Raw genomic sequence first — 4,272 nt, 5'->3', positions numbered from 1 at the left:
AGGCGCCGGTGAAGGACTCGTTGCCCGCGGCGACCACCGTGGCCACGCCCTTCGCCGGCAGGTCGTCGACCTTGGGCTTGAACGCGGCGCCCTCCTCGCTGTCGTCGCAGGAGGTCATCGTCGGCCAGCCGCCCAGGCTGAGGTTGACCGCGGCGATCGGGCGGGTGGCGGCGAGCGTGGCGACGTGGTCCATGGCCAGGCGCAGCGAGGACTCGTACGCGGCCAGGCACGACGGCTCGCCGCAGGCCTCCGCGTCGTTGATGCGGCTGAACACCTGGACGGCGATGATCCCGGCCCCGGGCGCCACGCCGCCGTTGCCCGCGGCGATGCCGGCCACGTGGGTGCCGTGGTCGCAGATGTTCGTGCCGCCGAGCATGCACTTGTCGATCTCGACGTCGGCGGCGCCGGGGCCCACCTGGGTCGTCGACCCGTTCGGGCACAGCGACTCCACGCCCTGGTCGACGGCGGAGAAGCAGGCTTCGTCGACGATGCGGTTCAGGAAGAACGGGTGGTCGCGGTCGATGCCGGTGTCCAGGACGGCGATCGTCTGGCCGGCGCCGGTGAAGCCCTGCGCGTGGGCCTGGTCGGCGCCGATCTGCTTGAGGCTGGAGGAGAGCGTGGGCGGGTAGGCGCGGTCGCGGCGGACGGCGGTGACCCTCGGGTCCTCGGCTAACTTCGCGAGCTCTTCCGCGGTGCCGTTCACGACCACGAACGGCTGCATCGCCGGCTGGAGAACGACTTCCACGTCGCTCTGCGCGGCGGCGCCGGCGATCGGGGCGTTCTGGGCCGGGTCGGTCAGCTCGACGATGGCGCGTACCGGGCCGGTGCCGACGGCGATGCCCTCTTCGAGCTTGTCGGAGACCGGGGGCGGGTCGTCGGCGAAAGCGGGGGTGGCCGGGAGTACGGCGAGCAGGGCCGCTGCCGCGATCAGGCGTCGAAGTCGCACTCGTCCTCCGATGGGGGATGATCTCGGAGTTTAGGGGGAATTGCCCCGCAAGCCCAGAGGCAGCCCTGAGGTGGTGCGCGCAATCTGAGGCCCCCTCGCCTGGCAGGGGGCTGAGGGGGCCTCAGATTGCTGGGGGGAAGCGTAAGGATGACCGGCTTGTCGGGGCAATGGGTGAAGATCCCTTTTAAGCCTCGCTTGAGCTTCCGTTAAGGCTCGGGTTCCACGGCGGGCGGGCCCTCGCTGTGGAGCCACACCGCGCCCAGCGGCGGCACCCGCAGCACCGTCGAGTACGGCAGGCCGTGCCGCGACTCCTCGACCGCCTCCACCCCGCCGAGGTTGCCCACCCCGCTGCCCGCGTACTCGTAGGCATCGGTGTTGACGACCTCCTCCCACCGCCCGCCGTACGGCAGGCCGAGCCGGTAGTCCTCGTGCGGCGACCCGCTGAAGTTGACCACGCACGCCACCGCCGCCCCGCCGGCCGCGTAGCGGACGAAGGAGAAGGTGTTGCCGGAGGCGTCGTCGGCGTCGATCCACCGGAACCCCTCGGGCGAGCAGTCCTGCTCCCACAGCGGCGGCGTTCGCCGGTAGACCTCGTTGAGGTCGCGCACCAGCTTCTGCACGCCCTTGTGCCCGTCGAACTCCAGCACCCACCAGTCGAGGCCGCGTTCCTCCGACCACTCCGAGCCCTGGCCGAACTCACCGCCCATGAACAGCAGCTGCTTGCCCGGATGCGCCCACATGAACGCCAGCAGCGCCCGCAACTGCGCGAAGCGCTGCCACTCGTCGCCGGGCATCTTGCCGAGCAGCGAACCCTTGCCGTGCACGACCTCGTCGTGGGAGAGCGGGAGCACGAAGTTCTCGCTGTAGGCGTACATGAGCGAGAACGTCATCTGATGGTGGTGGTACTGGCGGAAGATCGGCTCGTGCCGGAGGTAGGCGAGCGTGTCGTGCATCCAGCCCATGTTCCACTTGAAGCCGAAGCCGAGGCCGCCCAGGTGAACCGGCTGGGAGACCCCGGGCCAGGCGGTCGACTCCTCGGCCACGGTCGAGATGCCCGGCGCCTCCCGGTAGGCGACGGCGTTCATCTCCTTCAGGAACTCCACCGCGTCGAGGTTCTCCCGGCCGCCGAACACGTTGGGCGTCCACTCGCCCTCGCGGCGCGAGTAGTCGAGGTAGAGCATCGAGGCCACCGCGTCCACGCGCAGCCCGTCGATGTGGAACTCCTTGAGCCAGTAGACCGCGTTGGCCACCAGGAAGTTGCGGACCTCGGCGCGGCCGAAGTCGAAGACGTAGGTGCCCCAGTCGGGGTGCTCGCCGCGGGCCGGGTCGGCGTGCTCGTACAGCGGGGTGCCGTCGAAGCGGGCCAGCGCCCACTCATCCATGGGGAAGTGCGCGGGCACCCAGTCGAGCAGCACGCCGATCCCGGCCTGGTGCAGCCGGTCGACGAGGTGCCGGAACTCGTCAGGCGTCCCGAAGCGCGCGGTCGGCGCGTAGTAGGAGGTGACCTGATATCCCCAGGAGCCGCCGAAGGGATGTTCGGCCACCGGCATGAACTCGACATGCGTGAAACCCATCTCGCTGACATAATCCGTCAGCTGTTCGGCCAGCTCGCGATAACCAAGCCCGGGTTTCCACGAACCGAGATGCACCTCGTACACGCTCATCGGCCGCTGTTGCGCCGGTTCGGCGGCGCGCTCGTCCATCCACCGCGCGTCGTCCCAGGTGTAGCGCGACTGCTCGACCACCGAGGCGGTCTGCGGCGGCGTCTCGGTCCGCCTGGCCATCGGGTCGGCCTTGTCGCGCCACACCCCGTCCGCCCCGAGGATCTGGAACTTGTAGCGCTGCCCCGCCCCCACACCCGGCACGAACAGCTCCCACACCCCCGACCGCCCCAGCGAGCGCATCGGATGCCCGGCGCCGTCCCAATGGTTGAAGTCGCCCACCACCCTGATGCCGCGCGCGTTGGGCGCCCAGACGGAGAAGGCGGTGCCCTCCGCCTCCTCGTGCGTCATCACCCTCGCGCCCAGCGCCTCCCAGAGCCGCTCGTGGCGGCCCTCGCCGATCAGGTGCAGGTCGATCTCGCCCAGCGTGGGCCAGTAGCGGTAGGGGTCCTTCGTCTCGTACGGCTCGCCGCCCCCATAGCGGATCCGCAACGTGTACCCGGGGACCTTGTCCAGGCCGGGCACCATGACCTCGAACACCCCGTGCGCCACGTGCTCCATGACATGCGCACCACCGTCGTCGAGCACCACCTCCACCCGCTCGGCCAGCGGGCGCAGCGTACGGAAGGTGACCCCGCCGCCGCCGGGGTGGGCGCCGAGGATGGAATGCGGATCATGATGTGCCCCGCCCGCGAGGCGGTCGAGCTCTGTCCTCATCGGCATGCTCCCCACAGTGCCCTACGACGGCCGTCTGCCTCAGCCCCTGCCCGCTTTCACGATGGGAATCCCCGAAAGTGCGAAATCACGGCATCGCAATACAGATGACCTGGTGCCCAGGTACTCGACATACTGTCGCAACCCCCATCCAGACGCACGAGGACCCGCCATGCATCCCTTACATCAAGAGCGCCCGATCTCACCCGTGAAGCCCGTCCGTGGAGCGGCCGGGCTCGCCGTCGCCCTGCTCGTCGTCGACTCCGTGGTCGGCCTGGCCGCGGCCGGCGTCGACCTGTGGGTCGCCTCGCTCATGGACCGGGTCGTCGCCGACCCCGACTCGGTCACCGACGCCGAGCTGAACGGCGCGGACGTGATCTTCGCCGGGTCGGGCCTGGTCGAGATGGCCGCCCGCCTGGCCGCCATCGCCGGATTCCTGTTCTGGCTCTTTCGCGTACGCGACAACTCCGAGGAGCTCAGTCCCGAGCCTCACCGGCGCTCGCGCAGGTGGCTGACGTTCGGATGGGTCGTGCCCATCGTCAACTTCTGGTTCCCCAAGCAGATCGTGGACGACATCTGGGTCGCCTCCACGCCCGGCAGGGTCCCGGGCGTCGGCCTCGGCCTCGGCCGCCGTCCCGGCCTGGTCTGGGCCTGGTGGCTGATGTGGCTCTGCGCCGGACTCGTCTCGAACGTGGGCGCGCGGCTGCTGTTCGCCGGGGAAGAACCGGAGGAGCTCGCCCGCGCCGCCCGGTTCGACGTGTTCAGCATCGCGCTGTACTGGATCGCCGCCGCGCTGGCCATCGCGGTCATCCTGAGGATCACGGCGATGCAGGAGGCCGGCCGTACCGCGGCTAGTTGTACTGACCACGGAGGTTAGGTACAGGGGTTGATCGGTTTGGCATAAGGAAGGGCTTCCGGGTTCGGTGTGGATTGCGAGATCTGCACCGTGAA

General features: G+C 69.7%; 3 protein-coding genes. 1 reads left to right on the top strand and 2 read right to left on the bottom strand.

Going from position 1 to position 4,272, the window contains the following annotated elements; translation table 11 throughout:
* Both ACFWY5_RS57860 and glgB read right to left on the bottom strand, forming a co-directional pair.
* Window positions 1–946 (bottom strand): S8 family serine peptidase (locus tag ACFWY5_RS57860; RefSeq protein WP_379640385.1); only part of this gene is annotated, 946 nt, incomplete at its 3' end.
* A 206-nt stretch (window positions 947–1,152) separates the two neighbouring features.
* Window positions 1,153–3,324, bottom strand: coding sequence for a 1,4-alpha-glucan branching protein GlgB (gene glgB / locus ACFWY5_RS57855; RefSeq protein ID WP_379640384.1), 2,172 nt, complete (start codon window positions 3,322–3,324; stop codon window positions 1,153–1,155).
* Between the two features lie 205 nt (window positions 3,325–3,529).
* Between glgB and ACFWY5_RS57850 the strand changes: the two genes are divergently transcribed.
* On the top strand, window positions 3,530–4,198 hold the full coding sequence (locus ACFWY5_RS57850; RefSeq protein WP_379640382.1) for a DUF4328 domain-containing protein: 669 nt from the start codon (window positions 3,530–3,532) through the stop codon (window positions 4,196–4,198).
* Window positions 4,199–4,272: the final 74 nt, after the last annotated feature.

Origin of the sequence: Nonomuraea sp. NPDC059007 (assembly GCF_042740555.1) — a bacterium.
In the GTDB taxonomy this organism is placed as follows: Bacteria; Actinomycetota; Actinomycetes; order Streptosporangiales; family Streptosporangiaceae; genus Nonomuraea.
Note: the sequence above shows the minus strand (reverse complement) of the source record. Positions and strands in the feature narration are given on the sequence as shown.

Bases quoted from the DNA above. Each gene is read 5' to 3' on its own strand.
- glgB (WP_379640384.1), bottom strand. From the start codon at position 3,324: ATGAGGACAGAGCTCGACCGCCTCGCGGGCGGGGCACATCATGATCCG.